Below are 16,158 nucleotides of genomic sequence, written 5' to 3'. Positions count from 1 at the left end.
AGCATCTCCTTTATCAGCTTAGCTGGTTTTAGGAGATGCTGTTTTACTAATTATTTTTTAAGTTTTAAAATCAATTCCTCTGCAGGCGTAACAAAAACGCTTTCCTGCTGTTCATAAATCACGTAGCCGGGCTTGGCGCCATTTGGTTTTTTTACATGGCGCACCTTAGTAAAATCAACAGGCACTGAGCTTGAAGCTCTGGCTTTACTGTAATAAGCCGCAATGCTTGCTGCTTCAATAATCGTTTTATCTGAAGGGGATGAATTTCTGATAACAACATGTGAGCCTGGAATATCCTTAGTGTGAAGCCAGACATCATCTCTTGCTGCTAGCCGGTTCGTCAGGAAATCATTTTGTTTATTATTTTTTCCTACCAATATTACTGTTCCGTCAGTGGCAATATATTCTTCAATAACCGGTTTAACAGGTTTGGCTTTTTTCTTTTTTGCCCTGGCCTTAATATAGCCTTCTTCTGCCAGCTCTTCTCTAATTTCTTCTATATCAGAGGTGGAGGCAGATTCAAGTTGCTGAAGCAGCTGGTCAAAATAGATGACTTCAAGCCTGGCTTTTTCTATTTGTTCTTCTACAACCGTTAACGCATTCTTGGCTTTCTGGTATTTTGTAAAATAACGCTGCGCATTTTCTGAAGGAGATTTCCTTGGGTCCAGAGGGATGGAAGTAAGCTCATTGCTTTCCTCATAATAGTTATGAACCTGTATTTCCTTCATGCCTTTTTTTACGGCGTAAATATTAGCCGTCAGCAGCTCCCCTAAGAGCTGATACTTATCTCCTTTAGAAGCCTGGTCCAGTGTTTTTTCGAGCTTTTTAATTTTTGATTCATTTTTATCTTTTTCATTGCGGATAAACCGCTCCAGGTCATGACCCTGCTGCTTTACTCTGTCCCTTTCAGCTTTTCCGAAAAAGTAGCGGTCCAGCATTTCACTAATAGATGAATAAGCGGTCTGATTAGCAGAAGGAAATTGTTTTAGAGGCAGCAGATAAAAATAATCTTTTCCATTGTTCTGTATAAAAGAAGGCTCATACGTATGATTTTTCACTTCCTGAATAACCTCAGAAAAAGCTGAGTAAAGAGCATCCCTTGTTGATAGTCCTGCTCTCTCTGTGATCTCTTTTGCAATTAAAGGAGACAGCCCGGAAAACTGAGAGACGAGCTGACGGTCGAGCTTTCCGCTGTTCCAGTCCAGCAGCATGGTAAATCCTTCTTTATCCACAGTAAAGGGATCTGTTTTATTTTGTTCCGGCGGCCACTCATAGACGGCTCCGGGCATAATAGTTCTCGCGCGGTTAATCGCAGGAGATAGATGTTTAATACTGTCAAGGATTATCCCTCGGTCTTTATCAAGAAGCGTAATATTAGAGTGCCTTCCCATAATTTCAATAATCAGCTGCTTATAAGAAATATCACCAATTTCGTTGCGGCCTTTTACCTCTAAGATAATAATTCTTTCCATCTCTTTTTGAGAGATAGATTCAATAATCGCACCTTCTAAATGCTTCCTGAGAAGCATGCAGAACATTGGAGGCTCACTTGGATTGGCGTATTGCTCCTTCGTAAGCTGTACTCGTGAATAGGTTGGGTGTGCAGAAATCAGGAGTCTATGGTTTTTTCCCTGTGCTCTTATAACAAAAAGAAGTTCGTTTTTAAATGGCTGGTGGATTCGGCTGATCCGTCCGCCATCTAAAGTGTTCTGTAATTCATGTGTCATGGCTCTTGTGAAAAGTCCATCAAATGACATGATGCTCCCTCATTTCAAAAACAATAGTTATACATTCTTTTTCATCTTATCATTTTTTCACGTATTACGTGTAAAATGTGCTATAATGGACCGACGAATGCACGTTTGAATAAACGAATCTTTATTTCCTGGAATGTAGGTGAAGTCAATCTATGATAATCAGTATGACTGGTTTCGGGAGGGGAGCAGCTGAGAAAGGCGATTTCAGAGCAGCAGTTGAAATCAAATCAGTTAATCATCGCTTTTTAGAATGCTCCATACGCATTCCGAGACAGCATTCCCATCTTGAAGATAAGCTAAAGCGATTAATCGGCCAATACATAAAGAGAGGCAAAGCGGATGTCTTTGTTTCAATTACTGGTGAAGGCTCCACTGTCCGCTCGTTAAAAGTGGACTGGCAGCTGGTTGATTCATACTATGACTATGCAGTTGGGCTGAAAAAGAGATTTAACTTAAACGAAGAAATAAAAATAGAGCATTTTATTTCAAATCCTGATCTTTCAGTTATAGAAGAAGCGCCGGGAAGCAATGAGGAAGAAGAAGCGCTTATTTTTGCTGCGCTGCAGCAGGCGGCTGAAACATTGCATTCTATGAGGATAACAGAAGGAAAAGAACTTGAAAAAGACATTCTTTTTCAATTACAATCATTTAAGCAATGTCTGACAAATGCGAGAGAAATCAGCCCGACCGTTACAGCAAAATATCACGAACGTCTTGAAAAAAGAATAAAAGAATTCGCTGATGGACAGATTGATGAAAATAGACTTTTAACGGAAGTGGCTGTTTTTGCTGAAAAGACAGATGTTTCGGAAGAATTTACAAGACTTGACAGCCATCTTGCCCAATTTGGCCTTGCGATGGAAAAAAGCGAGCCTGTTGGAAGAAGACTTGATTTTTTAACCCAGGAAATGAATAGAGAAGTAAACACGATCGGATCAAAAGCAAATGATGCCAAGCTTGTAGCCTTGGTCGTAGACATGAAATCTATTTTAGAAAAAATCCGAGAACAAATCCAAAATATAGAATAATGACTAGGCAATGCTAAAGGGGTGTCATGGATGTCAATAAAATTAATCAATATTGGTTTTGGAAACATCGTCTCTGCAAATCGGATCATTACCATTATCAGCCCAGAATCAGCTCCGGTTAAAAGGCTGGTTCAGGATGCAAGAGAGCGCGGTACACTAATTGATGCTACTTATGGGAGACGAACGAGAGCAGTCATGATTATGGATAGTGATCATGTTATCTTGGTGGCTGTACAGCCTGAAACGGTGGCATCCCGATTTGTTGATAAAGATGAAGGGCAGGAAGAAGGGTAATAATGATAAAAGAAAAAGGCTTGTTAATTGTTCTTTCCGGCCCATCGGGGGTTGGCAAGGGAACAGTAAGAAAAGAATTATTTTCTCATCCAAACACAACCTATGAATACTCAATCTCAATGACCACCCGTAAGCCGCGCGAAGGCGAGCTCGACGGGTTTGACTACTTCTTTAAAACAAGAGAAGAATTCGAACAGCTGATTGCCCAGGATAAGCTCCTTGAGTGGGCAGAATTTGTCGGCAACTATTACGGGACTCCCGTTGATTATGTCAGGGATACGATCAATGACGGCAGGGATGTTTTTTTGGAAATTGAAGTTCAGGGCGCCCGCCAGATCAGAGAAAAATTTCCGGAAGGGCTATTTATTTTTCTTGCACCGCCAAGTTTGTCTGAGCTGCAAAGCCGTCTGGTTCATAGAGGAACGGAAAGCGATTCAGTTATCGCAAACCGGCTGGAAACAGCAAGGAAAGAGCTTGAAATGATGAATCTTTATGATTATGTGGTTGAAAATGATCATGTTGAACGTGCCTGCGAACGGATACATGCCATTGTTCTTGCAGAACATTTGCGCCGTGACCGTGTGGAAGCACGCTATAAAAAAATGCTGGAGGTAGAATAATATGTTATATCCGTCATCAGACTCACTTAGAAAAAATATTGATTCAAAATACTCATTGGTAAGCGTTGCAGCAAAGCGTGCCCGAAACATGCAGGAAAAAGGTGAAAAAGGTACACTTACTTCTTACCATTCAATTAAATTTGTCGGTCAGGCGCTTGAAGAAATTGCAGCAGGTCATTTGCTTATGAAGCAGCCTGTTGAAGGAATTGAATATGAAGATGAAAAATAACAGCCCCCGGGTTGTTATTTTTCTTTTGTGTAAAATAATAAAAGGATAGAAACTCATGTAGTGAAAATTAAACAAATTTCCTTCATAATAAAAGAAAAGACGACGAACGGGGAGATGGGTTTTAGATGAAGACTAAGAACATATTGCTTTGTGTGACTGGAGGCATTGCTGTATATAAAGCAGTGGCGTTAACGAGTAAGCTAAGCCAGGCGGGCTTTAATGTGAAGGTCGTGCTGACAGAAAGCGCAAAACAGTTTGTAACACCTCTTACATTCCAGGTGATGTCAAGAAATGATGTCTATTATGATACATTTGATGAAAAAGATTCTGCTAAAATTGCCCATATTGATCTAGCAGACTGGGCGGATCTTGTTGTCGTTGCCCCCGCTACTGCTAATGTGATCGGAAAAATGGCTAACGGCATAGCTGATGACATGGTAACGACCATACTTTTGGCTACACAGGCGCCTGTGTGGGTTGCCCCTGCCATGAATGTGCATATGTATGACCATCCTGCCGTATTAAAAAATATAGATACACTTCATTCCTTTGGCCATCAATTTATCGAGCCGTCAGAAGGATTTTTGGCGTGCGGCTATGTAGGAAAAGGACGGCTGGAGGAGCCGGAAAAAATTGTTGAGCTGATTCAGGCAAAACTAAATACAAAAACAAATGCCCCTCTTAAAAATAAAAAAGTGCTTGTTACAGCGGGACCGACACGTGAACACATTGATCCAATCCGTTTCTTTACGAACCATTCTTCAGGAAAAATGGGTTATGCGATCGCTGAAAAAGCTGCAGAGCTAGGCGCTGAGGTTACACTCGTTTCCGGCCCCGTCAGCATCCCTGCACCGGCTGGGGTTAAACTTATTTCAATTGAGACTGCAGAAGAAATGAAACAGGCGGTATTGGCGGAATTCAGCGGGACAGACGTAGTGGTTAAAAGTGCTGCAGTAGCTGATTACCGCCCGCTTGTTACCCATTCCGAGAAAATGAAGAAAAAAGACGGCCTGATGGTCATGGAATTTGAACGGACTACAGATATTTTAAAAACACTCGGAGAAGAAAAAACACATCAGATTCTTGTCGGCTTTGCTGCAGAAACAACGGATGTAGAATTTTATGCGACAAAAAAACTCCAGGCGAAAAATGCTGATATTATTGTTGCAAACAACATAAAGCAGGAAGGAGCCGGGTTTAGCGGGGATACAAATATTGTCACTCTTTTCAGCCGTGATGGCTCTATACGCGAACTGCCATTACTTTCGAAAGATAAAGTGGCTGAGGAGCTGTTAATGGAAATTGTCAAGCTGCAATCAAAAAAAGATCAGAGAGTTGAGGAGCTATGATTGCTTCTATCATTGTAGATGTTCCCGCAAAGCAGACTGACCGGCCGTTTGATTATAAGGTCCCTGATCACTTGCAGGGGGTTTTGCGTGAGGGCATGAGAGTTGTCGTTCCGTTTGGACCAAGAAAAATACAAGGCTTTGTTGTTGGATTTCAGGAGCAATCCTCCTTTAATGGCTTAAAACAAATTGAAGAAGTGCTCGATATCGTCCCGGTGTTAAATGATGAATTGCTTTCTTTGTCAAAATGGCTGTCCAATGAAACGCTTTGTTTTCAAATTTCTGCTATGCAGGCAATGCTGCCGGCAGCGATGAAATCAAAATATGAAAAAGTATTTGAAGCGCTCGGCGACCCATCCCGCCTGCCTGACCCAATAAGCGGTCTACTTAACCGGGAAGGAAGACTCACCTTTCAGGAAGCAGTGGGTAAAGGAATATTAGGAGAACTGCAGGAGCTCGTGACCAAAGGCATGATGGATCTGCGTTATCTAGTTAAAAGTAAAACGGCCCCTAAAACCGAACGGTTCCTTTCCTTAACTTTATCTATAAAAGAAACAGAAAAAGAATTAGAAAACCTTACCTCTCAAGCTGCAAAACAAAAAAGCGTGTTACGTTATGTAACTGATCGCAATACGAGGGTTCGTGCAGCTGTAATAAAACAGGACACCGGAGCATCAGATTCTACAATTAAATCGCTCGTAAAAAAAGGTCTTTTAAAGGAAACTGTCCAGGAGGTTTACCGCGATCCCTTCAAGGACCGTGAATTCAAGAAAACAGTCCCTTTTCAGTTAACGGATGAGCAGAAAACAGCGATCGAGCCCATATTGGACACAGTAGCTGACTACAATCAAAAAACCTTTCTATTACATGGTGTAACAGGAAGCGGAAAAACGGAAATTTATCTTCAAACAATTGAAAAGGTGCTCAGTCAGGATAGACAGGCAATTATGCTAGTGCCTGAAATTTCGCTTACTCCTCAAATGGTAGAAAGATTTAAAGGAAGATTTGGTGACCAGGTAGCTGTTATGCATAGTGGCCTGTCAGTGGGAGAGAAATATGATGAGTGGCGCAAAATCCACCGCAAAGAAGTTAATGTTGTGGTTGGAGCCCGTTCAGCTGTTTTTGCTCCTTTTGAGAAATTAGGTGTTATTATCATTGATGAGGAGCATGAATCAAGCTATAAGCAGGAGGACGCTCCGCGCTACCATGCAAGAGATGTGGCAATTGAGCGGGCAAAACGTCATGGCTGTCCTGTTATTTTAGGCAGTGCTACACCTTCTTTAGAAACCTATGCACGTGCACAAAAGGGAAATTATCAGCTGTTGACCTTGTCAAAGCGCATGAATGATCAGGCAATGCCTGACGTTACGATTGTTGATATGAGAGAGGAATTAAGAGACGGGAACCGTTCCATGTTTTCCCGGGAGCTTTTAACTCAGTTGAAAGAAAGATTACAAAAAAAAGAACAGGTCGTCCTGTTTTTAAACCGGAGAGGCCATTCCTCCTTTATCATGTGCCGCGATTGCGGGTATGTGATGCAGTGCCCAAATTGCGAAGTCTCTATGACGTACCACCGCAAATCTGAAAGAATGAAATGCCACTATTGCGGTGAAGAAGAGCCGGTTCCATCTCTATGCCCTGAATGCCGAAGCGAACATATACGCTACTTTGGCACCGGCACCCAAAAGGTAGAGGAAGAGCTGACGAAGCTTTTGCCTGAAGCCAGAGTAATCAGGATGGACGTTGACACCACAACAAAAAAAGGTTCACACGAAAGGCTTTTAACTGCCTTTGGTGAGGGCAAGGCCGATATATTATTGGGAACTCAAATGATTGCCAAGGGTCTGGATTTTCCCAACATAACCCTAGTCGGTGTTCTTAGTGCCGATACGATGCTCCATCTGCCGGACTTCCGGTCAGCAGAAAAAACATTTCAGCTGCTGACTCAGGTGGCTGGACGCGCAGGAAGACATGATAAAGAAGGGGAAGTCGTCATTCAAACCTATACCCCGGAGCACTTTTCCATTGACCTTGCAAAAACACAGCAGTACGAACCTTTTTACAATCACGAAATGGCCATGAGGAAACTGGGGCAGTATCCGCCGTTTTACTACATGGCATTAGTGACGATCAGTCATGAAAATGTGCTTAAGGTTGTATCGGTGAGCGAGGAAATCAGTGCTCTTTTATCTCAAAAGCTTTCGAATCAGGCAGTTGTTTTAGGGCCGGTCGCTTCTCCAATTGCCCGGATACAAAATAGATATCGCTATCAATGTCTGGTAAAATACAAAAAAGAAGAGGGACTAAAGCCGCTTCTTAAATCGATATTAAATGACTATCAATCAGGAAAAAAAGACTCAGTTTTACTTCAAATAGATGTACAGCCATACATTATGATGTGAAGCGTTATTCAGGGAGGAAAAGGATTTGGCACTATTAGAAATTGTAAAGCATCCTGATAGCCGTCTGGAACGGGAATGTGAGACGGTTACAGAGTTTTCAAATGAATTGCACGTTTTATTAGATAATATGTATGAAACAATGGTCGAAAGTGATGGTGTTGGAATTGCAGCTCCCCAGGTTGGCGTTTGCAAAAAAGCCGCTATTGTAGACCTTGATGATGATGAAGGAACAATCGAAATGATGAACCCGTCCATTACATTCAAAGAGGGAAAAGATACCGATGTAGAAGGGTGTCTAAGCTTTCCCGGTCTATACGGAGAGGTTGAGCGAACAGATTCGATCGTGTTAAAAGCGCAGGATCGGGATGGGAAATGGTATAAATTAGAGGCTGATGGCTATTTATCTCGCGCCATTCAGCATGAAGTTGACCATCTCAACGGCATTTTATTTACATCAAAGGTTACACGTTATATTACGGAAGAAGAACTTGAAGGGTATGGTGAAGAATGACAAACGTGATATTTATGGGGACGCCAGCTTTTTCAGTTCCTATTTTGCAGCAGCTTCTAAATGATGGCCTCAATGTTATTGCAGTGGTCACACAGCCTGACCGCCCTGTTGGAAGAAAAAAAGTTCTCACGCCTCCACCTGTTAAAGTAGAGGCAATACATCATTCAATACAGGTAATTCAGCCTGATAAGCTGAAAGGATCAGCAGAGCTTGAAGAAATTATTAGTCTTAAACCTGACCTTATTGTTACTGCCGCATTTGGCCAGCTGCTTCCCGCTGAATTGCTTGAAGCTCCGCCGCTTGGATGCATAAATGTTCACGCTTCCCTGCTGCCTGAGCTAAGAGGCGGTGCACCAATTCACCATGCAATTATTCAAGGAAAAAAGGAAACTGGTATAACTATTATGTATATGGCTGAAAAGCTGGATGCAGGGGATATAATCAGTCAAGAGAAAGTGGAAATCACTGATAAGGATGATGTAGAAACACTCCACTCTAAATTGAGCGAAACAGGAGCTAAGCTTTTATCCCAAACGATTCCTCTTCTTCTGGACAAGACTGCAGTACGTATTCCTCAGGATCATTCAAAAGCAACTTTTGCCTGGAATATTAAAAGGGAAGAAGAACGGATAGACTGGGAAAAGAGCGGTGAGGAAATTTATAATCAGATCCGGGGCCTGAACCCTTGGCCAGTTGCTTATACAATCTATAACGGGAAACCTTTAAAGGTTTATAAAGCGGAAAAAATAGAAAAAAGACATGATTTTCCACCGGGTGTTATAATAGAAAAAACTGATCAGGGACCGGTCATTTCCTCAGGCAGCGGACAGTCTTTATTATTGACTGTGCTGCAGCCGTTCGGAAAAAAGAAAATGGACGCCTCTGATTTTTTAAGAGGAGCCGGATCTGATATGAAAATAGGAGAAAAAGTGGGGAATCTGGATGAGTAATACGACGCCAAGAGAAGCAGCACTGTCCATTTTAGACCAGATCGATAAAAACCAATCCTACAGTAATTTGCTGCTAAATCATGCAATTAATAATTTTCATTTAAAAGGACCTGACGTTGGGCTTTTAACAGAGCTTACGTATGGGACGATCCAAAGAAAACTAACGCTTGATTTTTATCTTGCTCCTTTTATTAAAAAGAAAGTGGAAGCATGGGTCAGAAATCTTTTACGGATGAGTTTATATCAAATGATTTACCTGGATCGCGTACCGGAGCGGGCAGCTATCCATGAAGCAGTTGAAATTGCAAAGAAAAAAGGCCATAAAGGAATTGCCGGACTTGTGAACGGTGTTCTTCGTTCTATACAACGGGAAGGGCTGCCTGCACTTGATGAAATAAAAGATCCAATCGAACGGGTTTCAATTGAGACCAGCCATCCCTACTGGCTGGTCGATCGCTGGGTTAAGCAATATGGGATCGATAAAACAAGAGAAATGTGTCAAACAAACTTACTTGCACCGGTGCAGACCGCCAGAGTAAATACTCTCTTAACGACAAGGGATGAGGTTCTTTCAAAGCTTGAAAGAGAAGGGGTTGAGGCTCAGCCCAGTCATATAATTCCCGAGGGGATTTCAATAACGAGAGGAAATATTGCACATACTGAAGCCTATAAGCAAGGACTTTTAACGATCCAGGATGAGAGCTCGATGCTTGTAGCTTATGCATTAAATCCTGAACCAGGAGAACATATTCTTGATATGTGCGCAGCTCCTGGAGGGAAAACCTCCCATATTGCCCAGAAAATGAAAAATAAAGGCTCAATTATTGCGCTTGATCTCCATCCGCATAAAATTAAACTTGTAGAAGAGAATGCTGCAAGGCTTGGGATCACCACTATTAAAGGACAAGCGCTGGATGCACGAAAAGCACAGGAACATTTTGACGAAGAATCCTTTGATCGGGTTTTAGTGGATGCTCCCTGCAGCGGGCTTGGGGTTTTAAGAAGAAAGCCTGATATAAAATATGCAAAAAAAGAACAGGATTTACACTCACTTGCTGCCATTCAGATTTCCCTGCTTGAATCTGCTGCGCGTATGCTTAAACCCGGTGGGACGCTTGTGTACAGCACATGTACGGTTGATCATGCTGAGAACAATCAGACTGTTAAGCACTTCCTAAAAGAAAATAACCAAATGAAGCTTGCTCCTCTTTCCGCTTTGCCGGAACCGGTGCAGCCTCTTGCAGAAGACGTATTGCAGGTATTTCCACAGGATTTTGGCGGGGATGGCTTTTTTATTGCGTGCTTTAAAAAAGAGGATACTCGTACAACATAAACGGGGTGACATTAGTGCATTTTGCTTTTATTAGCGATCAGGGTAAGGTAAGGCAATTAAATGAAGATGCAGGCGGAGTTTATATAAATCCGTCTGGCCAGCTTCTGGCTGTCGTTGCTGATGGGATGGGCGGACATCGTGCTGGTGATGTTGCAAGCCTGATGGCTGTAGAGAAAATCGAGAAGCTATGGGCAACGGGTCCTGAAATTTCCAAACCGGTTGAAGCTGAGAAATGGCTTAAATCAAGCATTGAGGAAATAAACAAGGTTTTATACAATCATTCTATTCATCATGCTGACTGCGAAGGAATGGGGACCACCATAGTAGCAGCGATTTGCACGAGGGAGTTTGTCACCCTTGGCAACGTTGGAGACAGCAGAGGTTACATAGTATCAGAACAAAAAATCCGTCAGATTACGGAAGATCATTCATTTGTTAATGCACTTGTTCAGTCGGGGGAAATATCAAAAAGTGATGCAGAGCATCATCCAAGAAAAAATTTATTATTAAAATCGCTGGGCTCAAATGGTCTGGTTAATCCTACGATCTCCACAATTACGGTTGAAGAAGGAGATATTATTTTATTATGCTCTGATGGATTATCCAATAAAATTGATGAGCAGCTTATGGCAGCAGCCGCCTCACAAACGATGGAGCTGCAGCAACGCGCCAGCAAGCTGGTTAATCAGGCAAACCTGAATGGAGGAGAAGACAACATTACAATCGCGATCGTTGAGTACAGCTCGGTCAAGGAAAGTGAGGGAATTTAATGATCGGAAAAAGACTAAACGGTCGTTACAAGATCCTTCGGACCATTGGCGGAGGCGGGATGGCGAATGTATATCTTGCCCACGATATGATTTTAGACCGTGATGTAGCTGTGAAGGTTCTAAGACTGGATTACGTAAACGAAAAGGATTTAATGAAAAGGTTTCAAAGAGAAGCACAGTCTGCAACCAGCCTTACCCACCCGAATATTGTAGGAATGTATGATGTAGGGGATGAGGATAATCAATATTTTTTAGTAATGGAATTTGTTGAAGGACTGACCTTAAAGGAATACATTCAGGAGAATTCGCCCGTCCCATTAGAGGATGCTGTACGAATAATGACTCAGCTTACTTCAGCCATTTCACATGCTCATGACAATGGCATTATTCATCGGGATATTAAGCCTCAGAATATTCTTGTTGACCAAAATGGAGATATAAAAATCACCGATTTTGGAATCGCAATGGCGCTAAGTGCTACGTCCATTACCCAGACGAATTCTGTTATGGGAACGGTTCATTATCTCTCTCCTGAGCAGGCACGAGGTGGAATCGCCACAAAAAAATCAGATATTTATTCTCTTGGGATTGTTATGTTCGAGCTGATTACCGGCCGTTTACCATTTGAGGGGGAATCTGCTGTATCAATCGCGCTTAAACATCTTCAATCTGACATTCCTCCACCTTCAAAATGGAGTCCAAATCTGCCGCAAAGCGTAGAGAATGTAATACTAAAAGCTACGACAAAAGATGCTTTCTACCGTTATGAAACAGTTGACGAGATGCACGAGGATTTGAGTACAGTTTTAAATGAAGCCAGATTCAATGAACCTAAATTTTCAGTAGAACCGGATAACGATGCTACAAGAGCCATACCGATTATCCGTAATGAACGGAACTTCTCACAAGTGGAGGAAACGAAGGTTCATAAGGATAAGGATCTGGGGAAGACGAAAATTGAACCTCCGGTTAAGCCGCATGAAGAAATTAAAGATAAAAAGAAGAAAAGAAAAAAATGGCCGTGGATTCTTGCCCTCGTGCTTCTGTTTCTTATCGGCGGCGCTGCTACGATGGCAGCCCTTGGAATGTTTGGCCCATCAAGCGTACAGGTTCCGGACATTGTGGGTGAGACGATAGAAAATGGAGAGGTAATATTAGAAGAAAACGGACTGGAGCTTGGTGAGATCGAAACTGAATATGATGAAGAAATTGAAGAAGGGCTGATCTTAAGAACCTCGCCAAAGGCAACAAGAACTGTTCTTGAGGGAGATCGTATTAATGTTGTGGTCAGCAGCGGTAAAGAACCAATAGAATTAGAAGACTACGTCGGAGAGGCTTATGAGGATGTACAGAATGCAATCAATGATCTTTTTGAAGATGTGAGTATTGAAGAGAGATATGATGCAGAACCCGAGGGAACCATCCTTGAACAGTCGCCAAATGCAGGGGAAGAGGTTATTCCGAGTGAAACAGTTCTGAGACTGGTTATAAGCCAGGGAGAAGAGACGGTAGAAGTGGAAGACCTGATTGGACAAAGCGAGGATGAAATAGAAAGCTTTGAAAACAGAACAGGGTTAGTTGTGAATGTTACAAGAGAGGAATATTCGTCCCAACAGCCTGAAGGCTATGTGCTTTCGCAAAATCCATCCGCCGGCAGTGTATTGCCTGTAGGCAGCTCAGTAAACGTTGTGGTTTCTCTTGGCGAGGCTCCTTTGCCAGTCAATAATGTTATTGTTCCATTAACGATCGAGTACCAGGCACCTGAGGAGGAACCGGAAGAGGAAACAGATCCGCCGGATGAATCAGAACCGCCGGATGAAACTGAACCGCCTGAAGATGGCGATCCGCCGGAGGTGCCTGGTGAGCCTGTTCCGCAGACAATCAGGATATTTATTAATGACCGCGACAGAAATATGGACGAGCCAGTTGAAGAATTTACAATTACAGAAAATGTAGAGCGGAGCATCCGTCTGGTCATTGCACCGGGAGAAACGGGATCCTACCGCGTAGAAAGAGACGAAGAAACAATTATTGAACAGGAAATACCCTACGATGAAAATCAATAATAAATCGTACAAGGAGCGATCGAATGCCTGAAGGTAAAATTATGAAAGCCTTAAGCGGCTTTTATTATGTGAAAGATCATGACCAAATCATTCAATGCAGGGGAAGGGGGATATTTAGAAAACAAAAAATTACTCCTCTTGTAGGTGATTACGTGGTCTACCAAGCAGAAAACGACCTGGAAGGCTATGTAACAGAGATAAAGGAAAGAAAAAATGAGCTGATGCGTCCTCCGGTAGCGAATGTTGATCAGGCTGTTTTAGTTTTTTCAGCAATTGAACCGGCATTTAGCACTTCACTGTTAGACCGGTTCCTGGTGCTGGTTGAAAGCCATCACATTTCACCGGTAATCTGTATTTCTAAAATGGACCTTTTATCTCAGGAGGAAACGGAAAAAATTGAAAAATTTGCCGTTCAATATGAGGGAATTGGCTATACTGTAATTCGGTCATCGGCAAAGTGGGAGGATGGATTAACATCATTACTTCCTTATTTAGAAGGGAAAATATCTGTCTTTGCCGGACAATCAGGCGTAGGGAAATCATCCATTCTAAATGCCCTGCGTCCTGACTTAGAGCTGAAGACAGACCAAATTTCCTCATCTCTTGGAAGGGGTAAACACACCACTCGCCATGTAGAGCTATGGTCTATCGGGTCAGGCCTTGTAGCAGACACCCCGGGTTTTAGCGCATTGGAGTTTTCTGAGCTTGAACTGGAGGAACTGCCGGGTTGCTTCCCGGAAATAGCTGATTACGGAGAGCGCTGCAAATTCAGGGGCTGCCTTCACATTAATGAACCGAAATGTGCGGTTAAAAAGGCAGTGGAGGAAAATGAAATTCCAGCCTACCGCTACCACCACTATCAGCAGTTTTACGATGAAATTAAAACAAGGAAGCCGAGGTATTAGTATGGTAAAGATTGCTCCATCAATATTATCAGCAGATTTTTCAAAGCTGGGCGATGAAATCAGAGATGTAGAAAAAGCAGGTGCAGATTGGATTCATATTGATGTAATGGATGGTCAATTTGTTCCTAACATTACAATGGGTTCACTGGTGGTGGATGCCGTTCGTCCTATTACTTCATTAGTGCTTGATGTGCATCTGATGATTGAAGCTCCAGAACGTTATATCGAACAATTCGCCAATGCAGGTGCAGATTACATTTCAGTGCATGTGGAAGCGACTAAACATTTGCACAGAGTAATTCAGCTGATTAAAAGCTGCGGCGTAAAAGCGGGTGTTGTCATTAACCCGCATACACCGGTTGAAGCCATCAGACATGTTTTAGAGGATGCAGATCTTGTTCTGGTTATGACTGTAAATCCGGGATTTGGCGGTCAAACGTTTATTTCTTCTGCGATAGAAAAAATAGAAAAACTGCATTCTTTAAAAGAAGAAAATCGCTATTCTTATCTGATTGAAGTAGATGGAGGCGTTAATGAAGAAACAATTGCTCAATGCGTACAGGCGGGTACAGATGTAGCGGTTGCGGGATCTGCTGTATTTGGAAAGCAGGATCGAAAAGCTGCCATTAAGATGCTTCGTTCAAAAGCTGAATAAAAAACAAAATCCTCACTTGGTTAACAGGTGAGGATTTTGTTTACATAATAAAATTTATGTAAACTTAAACGTAAAGGGGGAAGAAAAATGATATACATCGTAGGCGGAGCTCCTGTAAGAACTGAATGGTTAAAATCTCTGCAGCAAACTGAAAAGGCAACATGGATAGGAGTGGATAATGGCGCCTTGTCCATCATTAAGGCAGAGCTCACTTTAGACCGTGCATTTGGTGATTTCGATTCCGTTAGTGAAAAAGAATTTGAGCTTATTTCTGAAAAAGCTCAATATATTGAGAAGGTGAAGGCTGAAAAAAATGAGACTGATTTAGAGCTGGCGCTTTTTTGGGCGCTTAAACAACGTGAGCCTATACGTCTAGTTGGCGCGACTGGCGGAAGACTGGATCATTTTCTGGGAAACATTCAGCTCCTTACATCCGAAGAAACAGGAAACCACCCTTATGAGGTGGAATTGCAGGATGAGCAAAACCTTCTCCGGATTCTAAAAGCAGGTGAATGGGAAATAGCTGATGATCCCTTCTACACTTACCTCTCAGTTCTTCCTTTTACGCCTGTTGTAGAGGGACTTACGCTAAAAGGAGTAAAGTATCCTCTTACTGATCACTACTTAAAAATCGGCACAACCTTAACAATCAGCAATGAAATTATTGAACCATTTGCGTCTATTTCATTTCGCTTCGGCATAATTATGATGGTAAGAAGTAAGGACAAGGAATGATCCTTAGTCGGAATGGAGGCGATCCACTTGCGATTTTATACCATAAAACTCCCCAGGGTGCTTGGCGGGATTGTAAAGGCAATGCTGGGTGCATTCAAAAAACAGGCATAAAATAAAATAAGAAGGGGAGCTGATTATTCAGCTCCCCTTCTTATTATGTTAAATTCATTATTATACGCGTTCAACTTTACCAGATTTCAATGCTCGTGCAGAAACCCATACGCGTTTAGGCTTACCGTCAACAAGAATACGAACTTTTTGAAGGTTAGCGCCCCATGTACGCTTGTTAGCGTTCATAGCGTGGGAGCGAGCGTTGCCTGAACGAGTCTTACGACCAGTAACAACACACTGTTTCGCCATTTAATTCCCCTCCTCACAAATGAAGCTGAAAACAATCTGTTTCAATCTTTCACTTAGTCAATCACACCTTAACTAATTTATCACACCTAAATCCAATATGCAATAAAAATTACGCCCGCTATCAAGTTATTTTGCTTTACATAGAAAAACCTTTTAAAGGCCTGGAACAGCTGAAGAAATAAAAGAAGGTACATGAT

Annotated in this window: 17 protein-coding genes; 15 read left to right on the top strand and 2 right to left on the bottom strand. The window is 42.2% G+C overall.

Translation table 11 applies throughout. From position 1 onward, the window contains the following. Positions 1–50: 50 nt before the first annotated feature. Complete coding sequence (locus C4B60_RS01640; RefSeq protein ID WP_104056068.1) at positions 51–1,757, bottom strand: Rqc2 family fibronectin-binding protein; 1,707 nt, start codon at positions 1,755–1,757, stop codon at positions 51–53. Positions 1,758–1,909: 152 nt separating this feature from the next. On the opposite strand from C4B60_RS01640, the gene C4B60_RS01635 reads away from it, so the two are divergent. The 15 genes from C4B60_RS01635 (at position 1,910) to spoVM (ending at position 15,712) form a co-directional block, all read left to right on the top strand. Further along, positions 1,910–2,785, top strand: coding sequence for a YicC/YloC family endoribonuclease (locus C4B60_RS01635; protein WP_104056066.1), 876 nt, complete (start codon positions 1,910–1,912; stop codon positions 2,783–2,785). A gap of 30 nt (positions 2,786–2,815) precedes the next feature. Then, positions 2,816–3,079, top strand: coding sequence for an extracellular matrix/biofilm regulator RemA (remA, locus tag C4B60_RS01630; protein ID WP_104056063.1), 264 nt, complete (start codon positions 2,816–2,818; stop codon positions 3,077–3,079). 5 nt (positions 3,080–3,084) lie between these two features. Then, a complete protein-coding gene (gmk, locus tag C4B60_RS01625) occupies positions 3,085–3,699 on the top strand; it encodes a guanylate kinase (RefSeq protein WP_104056633.1) in 615 nt (204 codons plus the stop codon). A gap of 1 nt (position 3,700) precedes the next feature. Further along, on the top strand, positions 3,701–3,928 hold the full coding sequence (rpoZ, locus tag C4B60_RS01620; protein ID WP_104056061.1) for a DNA-directed RNA polymerase subunit omega: 228 nt from the start codon (positions 3,701–3,703) through the stop codon (positions 3,926–3,928). Positions 3,929–4,053: 125 nt separating this feature from the next. Further along, positions 4,054–5,277, top strand: coding sequence for a bifunctional phosphopantothenoylcysteine decarboxylase/phosphopantothenate--cysteine ligase CoaBC (gene coaBC / locus C4B60_RS01615; RefSeq protein ID WP_104056059.1), 1,224 nt, complete (start codon positions 4,054–4,056; stop codon positions 5,275–5,277). Further along, on the top strand, positions 5,274–7,676 hold the full coding sequence (gene priA, locus C4B60_RS01610; protein ID WP_104056057.1) for a primosomal protein N': 2,403 nt from the start codon (positions 5,274–5,276) through the stop codon (positions 7,674–7,676). The genes coaBC and priA overlap by 4 nt, the downstream gene beginning before the upstream one ends. 25 nt (positions 7,677–7,701) lie before the next feature. After that, entirely contained in the window at positions 7,702–8,187 is a 486-nt protein-coding gene (def, locus tag C4B60_RS01605; protein ID WP_104056054.1) for a peptide deformylase, read from the top strand. Continuing rightward, positions 8,184–9,137 (top strand): methionyl-tRNA formyltransferase, encoded by a 954-nt coding sequence (gene fmt / locus C4B60_RS01600; RefSeq protein ID WP_104056051.1) that lies wholly within the window; start codon positions 8,184–8,186, stop codon positions 9,135–9,137. The genes def and fmt overlap by 4 nt, the downstream gene beginning before the upstream one ends. Beyond that, positions 9,130–10,470, top strand: a complete 1,341-nt coding sequence (rsmB, locus tag C4B60_RS01595; RefSeq protein WP_104056049.1) for a 16S rRNA (cytosine(967)-C(5))-methyltransferase RsmB — start codon at positions 9,130–9,132, stop codon at positions 10,468–10,470. Before fmt ends, rsmB begins: the two co-directional genes overlap by 8 nt. A 5-nt stretch (positions 10,471–10,475) precedes the next feature. After that, complete coding sequence (locus tag C4B60_RS01590) at positions 10,476–11,240, top strand: Stp1/IreP family PP2C-type Ser/Thr phosphatase (protein WP_342365024.1); 765 nt, start codon at positions 10,476–10,478, stop codon at positions 11,238–11,240. Continuing rightward, positions 11,240–13,306: a Stk1 family PASTA domain-containing Ser/Thr kinase gene (pknB, locus tag C4B60_RS01585; RefSeq protein WP_104056045.1), complete on the top strand. Its 2,067-nt coding sequence runs from the start codon at positions 11,240–11,242 to the stop codon at positions 13,304–13,306. Before C4B60_RS01590 ends, pknB begins: the two co-directional genes overlap by 1 nt. A gap of 23 nt (positions 13,307–13,329) precedes the next feature. Beyond that, positions 13,330–14,211, top strand: coding sequence for a ribosome small subunit-dependent GTPase A (gene rsgA, locus C4B60_RS01580; protein WP_104056043.1), 882 nt, complete (start codon positions 13,330–13,332; stop codon positions 14,209–14,211). A 1-nt stretch (position 14,212) separates the two neighbouring features. Continuing rightward, on the top strand, positions 14,213–14,866 hold the full coding sequence (gene rpe, locus C4B60_RS01575) for a ribulose-phosphate 3-epimerase (protein ID WP_104056041.1): 654 nt from the start codon (positions 14,213–14,215) through the stop codon (positions 14,864–14,866). 87 nt (positions 14,867–14,953) lie between these two features. Beyond that, entirely contained in the window at positions 14,954–15,601 is a 648-nt protein-coding gene (locus C4B60_RS01570; protein ID WP_104056039.1) for a thiamine diphosphokinase, read from the top strand. A 27-nt stretch (positions 15,602–15,628) separates the two neighbouring features. Further along, on the top strand, positions 15,629–15,712 hold the full coding sequence (gene spoVM / locus C4B60_RS01565) for a stage V sporulation protein SpoVM (protein ID WP_104056037.1): 84 nt from the start codon (positions 15,629–15,631) through the stop codon (positions 15,710–15,712). Positions 15,713–15,772: 60 nt separating this feature from the next. Here the strand turns inward: spoVM and rpmB are convergent, their stop codons facing one another. Then, on the bottom strand, positions 15,773–15,961 hold the full coding sequence (gene rpmB / locus C4B60_RS01560) for a 50S ribosomal protein L28 (protein ID WP_039808810.1): 189 nt from the start codon (positions 15,959–15,961) through the stop codon (positions 15,773–15,775). Positions 15,962–16,158 lie beyond the last annotated feature (197 nt).

This window comes from Jeotgalibacillus proteolyticus, from assembly GCF_002926065.1.
GTDB classification, from domain to species: domain Bacteria; phylum Bacillota; class Bacilli; order Bacillales; family Jeotgalibacillaceae; genus Jeotgalibacillus; species Jeotgalibacillus proteolyticus.
This window is presented reverse-complemented; position numbering and strand designations above follow the sequence as displayed.

What these genes read in the sequence shown, in the direction of transcription:
- rsmB (WP_104056049.1), top strand. Translation starts at nt 9,130, where the DNA reads ATGAGTAATACGACGCCAAGAGAAGCAGCACTGTCCATTTTAGACCAG.
- rpe (WP_104056041.1), top strand. Translation starts at nt 14,213, where the DNA reads ATGGTAAAGATTGCTCCATCAATATTATCAGCAGATTTTTCAAAGCTG.
- C4B60_RS01570 (WP_104056039.1), top strand. Translation starts at nt 14,954, where the DNA reads ATGATATACATCGTAGGCGGAGCTCCTGTAAGAACTGAATGGTTAAAA.
- C4B60_RS01640 (WP_104056068.1), bottom strand. Translation starts at nt 1,757, where the DNA reads ATGTCATTTGATGGACTTTTCACAAGAGCCATGACACATGAATTACAG.
- remA (WP_104056063.1), top strand. Translation starts at nt 2,816, where the DNA reads ATGTCAATAAAATTAATCAATATTGGTTTTGGAAACATCGTCTCTGCA.
- rpoZ (WP_104056061.1), top strand. Translation starts at nt 3,701, where the DNA reads ATGTTATATCCGTCATCAGACTCACTTAGAAAAAATATTGATTCAAAA.
- fmt (WP_104056051.1), top strand. Translation starts at nt 8,184, where the DNA reads ATGACAAACGTGATATTTATGGGGACGCCAGCTTTTTCAGTTCCTATT.
- C4B60_RS01635 (WP_104056066.1), top strand. Translation starts at nt 1,910, where the DNA reads ATGATAATCAGTATGACTGGTTTCGGGAGGGGAGCAGCTGAGAAAGGC.
- priA (WP_104056057.1), top strand. Translation starts at nt 5,274, where the DNA reads ATGATTGCTTCTATCATTGTAGATGTTCCCGCAAAGCAGACTGACCGG.
- rpmB (WP_039808810.1), bottom strand. Translation starts at nt 15,961, where the DNA reads ATGGCGAAACAGTGTGTTGTTACTGGTCGTAAGACTCGTTCAGGCAAC.
- rsgA (WP_104056043.1), top strand. Translation starts at nt 13,330, where the DNA reads ATGCCTGAAGGTAAAATTATGAAAGCCTTAAGCGGCTTTTATTATGTG.
- coaBC (WP_104056059.1), top strand. Translation starts at nt 4,054, where the DNA reads ATGAAGACTAAGAACATATTGCTTTGTGTGACTGGAGGCATTGCTGTA.
- pknB (WP_104056045.1), top strand. Translation starts at nt 11,240, where the DNA reads ATGATCGGAAAAAGACTAAACGGTCGTTACAAGATCCTTCGGACCATT.